Source organism: Amnibacterium sp. (assembly GCF_051956055.1).
Lineage (GTDB): Bacteria > Actinomycetota > Actinomycetes > Actinomycetales > Microbacteriaceae > Amnibacterium.
This window is the reverse complement of sequence record NZ_JBQCGC010000007.1, coordinates 1-3,258: the sequence shown is the minus strand read 5'-3', so window position 1 is coordinate 3,258 and position 3,258 is coordinate 1. Positions and strand designations below refer to the sequence as shown.

4 protein-coding genes and 2 riboswitches are annotated in these 3,258 nt (G+C 73.8%); of the genes, 1 reads left to right on the top strand and 3 read right to left on the bottom strand.

Annotated elements, in window-relative coordinates; all coding sequences use genetic code 11:
- The 3 genes from ACTHLI_RS00890 to ACTHLI_RS00880 form a co-directional block, all read right to left on the bottom strand.
- On the bottom strand, positions 1-660 hold a 660-nt coding region (locus ACTHLI_RS00890; protein WP_440180814.1), incomplete at its 3' end, for an ABC transporter substrate-binding protein.
- Positions 651-756, bottom strand: a riboswitch (TPP riboswitch). Its footprint overlaps the gene before it by 10 nt.
- 7 nt (positions 757-763) lie before the next feature.
- Positions 764-1,519 (bottom strand): ABC transporter permease, encoded by a 756-nt coding sequence (locus ACTHLI_RS00885; RefSeq protein ID WP_440180812.1) that lies wholly within the window; start codon positions 1,517-1,519, stop codon positions 764-766.
- Entirely contained in the window at positions 1,516-2,271 is a 756-nt protein-coding gene (locus tag ACTHLI_RS00880; RefSeq protein ID WP_440180810.1) for an ABC transporter ATP-binding protein, read from the bottom strand. Before ACTHLI_RS00880 ends, ACTHLI_RS00885 begins: the two co-directional genes overlap by 4 nt.
- Positions 2,262-2,369: riboswitch (TPP riboswitch) on the bottom strand. (Overlaps the previous gene by 10 nt.)
- Positions 2,370-2,404: 35 nt before the next feature.
- Here ACTHLI_RS00880 and ACTHLI_RS00875 point away from each other — a divergent pair.
- The coding region (locus tag ACTHLI_RS00875) for a homocysteine S-methyltransferase family protein (protein ID WP_440180809.1) at positions 2,405-3,258 on the top strand (854 nt) is incomplete at its 3' end.

Below are 3,258 nucleotides of genomic sequence, written 5' to 3'. Positions count from 1 at the left end.
GATCACCAGCTCGTCGTAGCCGGGGACGCCGTAGCGGTCGTACGGGAACACGACCGGGTGCAGCCCCTCCTTGGCGAACTGGATCCCCTCGATGTTCTGGAAGACGCCGGCGACGGCGTCGACGCGGTGCTGGAGCAGCGCGGGCACCTGGTTGAAGTGGATGTTCTCGAGGTGCACGTCCGACGGGTCGACGCCGGAGTGGGCAAGGACGGTGTCGACGAACGCGGTCGTGCTGTTCGAGCCGTCGACCCCGATCGTCTTGCCGCGCAGGTCGGCGGGGGAGTGCACCCCGCTCGCGCCGGACGCGATGATCGAGCTCAGCGCCTCGGGAGCGACCGATGCGACCGCGACCACCGGGATGTGCTCCTGCTGCGCGTAGAACAGCTCCGGCTCGTAGTCGATGCCGAGATCGGTCGTCCCCGCCGCGACCAGCCGGATCGGGTCCGAGACGTCCGACGGCGCGTGCGGGGTGACGACGAGGCCGGCCCGGTGGAAGAAACCGCGGTCGATGCCGGTGTAGACGCCGACGTGGTCCGCGTTCGGATACCAGTCGAGCGCAAGGCTGACGTCGGTCGTCTGGCCGCTCGTCGTGGCGGCGCCGGAGCTCGAGCCGCAGCCGGCGAGCACGAGGACGGCGAGGAGGGCGAATAGGTGGCGCATGGCTTGCATCCCTTCGCTGGCATGACCCAGATCAGGTTCGCGGGTCGGCGCTCGTGCGCCCTCTCAGCCCTGTTTCGGACTCCCCGGCAAACGGTTTCCACGGTCACTCTACCCGCCGCGCCCACGGGATAGTCAGGCGCTCGAGCAGCGTCACCGCCCCGAACAGCGCGAGCGCGAGCGCGGCCAGCACGACCACCGCGGCGCCGACGAGGGGCGCGTCGTACTGGGCGGTGCCCTCGCGCATCGCGTCGCCCAGCCCCGACCCGGAGCCGGCGTACTCGGCGAAGAGCGCGGCGACGGCGGCGTAGGAGGCGGCGACGCGCATGCCCGTGAAGATCGACGGGAGCGCCCAGGGCAGCTCGACGCGGCGGAAGATGGCCGTCCGCGACGCTCGCAGGGTGCGCATCACACGCACGTGCTCGGGGTCGACCGAGCGGAAGCCGTCGAGGGCGGCGACCGTGACCGGGAAGAAGCAGACGAGCGCGACGATCACAAGCTTGGGGGCGAGGCCGAAGCCGAGGTAGATGACGAGGAGGGGGGCGATCGCGACGACGGGGACGCTCTGCGACGCGACGAGCAGCGGGTAGACCGCCCGCCGCAGCGTGGGCGAGGCGTGCAGCGCGACGGCCGCCGCCAGGCCGAAGCCGAGCGCGAGCGCGAACCCCGCCAGCATCTCGCGGGCCGTGACGCCGGCGGCCGAGGCGAGCGGGCCGCGCTCGTCCCACAGCGTCCGGCCGACGTCCGTCGGCGCGGGCAGCACGTACTGGGGCACGCCGCGCAGCCGCACCCACGCCTGCCACGCGGCGATGAGCGCCACCAGCACGACGATCCAGGCGGCGTGGGCGCGGACGTGCCTCACCGCAGGGCCTCGAGCGCCCTGCCGCGCGCCTCCAGGAAGGGCTCCGACGCGATCGTCTCGGCCCGCTCGCCACCGCCGAAGCCCCCGTCCAGCTCGAGCACCACCCGGCCCGGGCGGGCCGACATGACGGCGATCCGGTCGCAGACGAGCAGCGCCTCCTCGACGTCGTGGGTGACGAGCACAGTCGTGCGCGGCTCCGTCCGCAGCGCGTCGAGCAGCCACGCCTGCAGCTCCGCCCGGGTGATCGCGTCGAGCGCCCCGAAGGGCTCGTCCAGGAGGAGCACGTCCTTGCCGGCCAGGAGCGTGCGGGCGAACGCCACCCGCTGGCGCATGCCGCCGGAGAGCTCCCACGTGCGCCGGCGCTCGAACCCGTCCAGGCCCAGCCGCGCGAACAGCGGCGCCGCCTCGGCCCGGGCCCGGCGGCGGCCCCCGCCGGCGTTCTCGAGCGCGACGCTCGCGTTCCCCAGGGCGTCGCGCCAGGGCAGCAGCAGGTCGCTCTGCGGCATGAGCGCGCACCGCTCCAGCCGGGCCGGTGCGGCGCTTGCGCCCTCCACCGCCACCGTCCCGGCGGTGGGCTCCTCGAGGCCCGCCACGATCTCGAGCAGCGTCGACTTGCCGCAGCCGCTCGGCCCGACGATGCCGGTGACACCGCCGCCGGGCACGTGCAGCGACACGTCGTCGAGGGCGACCACGTCGCCGAACCGCTTGCTCACTCCCGAGAGCTCGATGCTCCCGGGGGTCGCGCTCATCATGGCTTGCATCCCTTCGCTGGCATGACCCAGATCAGGTTCGCGGGTCGGCGCGCGTACGCGCCCTCTCAGCCTCCGCGGAGGCTCCCCGGCAAACGTTCCGCCCGAACTGTACGCGCTCGTAGACTCCCGGCCTATGGCCCGGACGCTGCAACGCCTCGGAGTCGAGCCGCTCGTCTCCGACGGCGGCATGGGATCGCTGCTGCAGACCGCGGTCGTCCGCGCCCGCTGCCCGGAAGAGGCGAACCTGATCGCGCCGGAGCAGGTGGTGGCGCTGCACGTCGCGTTCATCCGCGCCGGCTCCGACCTGATCCTGACGAACACCTACGGCACGAATCCCGCCAAGCTGGCCCCGCACAAGCTCGACGACCGCTTCGAGGCGATCAACCAGGCCGGCGTCAAGCTGGCCCGCGAGGCACGCGAGGTGGCCGGGCGCGACGTGCTCATCGGCGGCTCGATCGGCCCGCTCGGCGCGGCCCCCGGCCGGCTCTCGCCCGAGGAGATGGCCGAGGCGTTCTCGGCCCAGGCGGCCGCCCTCGAAGGGCGCGGCGTCGACCTCTTCGTGCTCGAGACGTTCACCTCACTCGAGGAGCTGCTGATCGCCGCCCGCGCGGCGCGCGCGGTGGCGGCGCTGCCGCTGATCGCGCAGGTGACGGTCGGCGACGACGCCGAGACGGTCGCGGGCGTCGCCGCGGCGGACGTCCCGGCGGCGCTCGCCGGGCTCGACCCGGTCGCGGTGGGCGTGAACTGCAGCCTGGGGCCGCAGACCGTCCTTGTGGGGCTCGAGAGCATGCGCGCCGCCACCGATCTGCCGCTGACGGCGCAGGCGAACGCCGGCATGCCGAACGTGTCGACCGGGCGGCTGGTCTACCCGAATGCGAGCCCGGAGTACTTCGGCGAGTACGCCGCCCACGCCCTCCAGCTCGGCGCGGTGCTGATCGGCGGCTGCTGCGGCACGACGCCCGAGCACGTGGCCGCCATCCGCCGGGC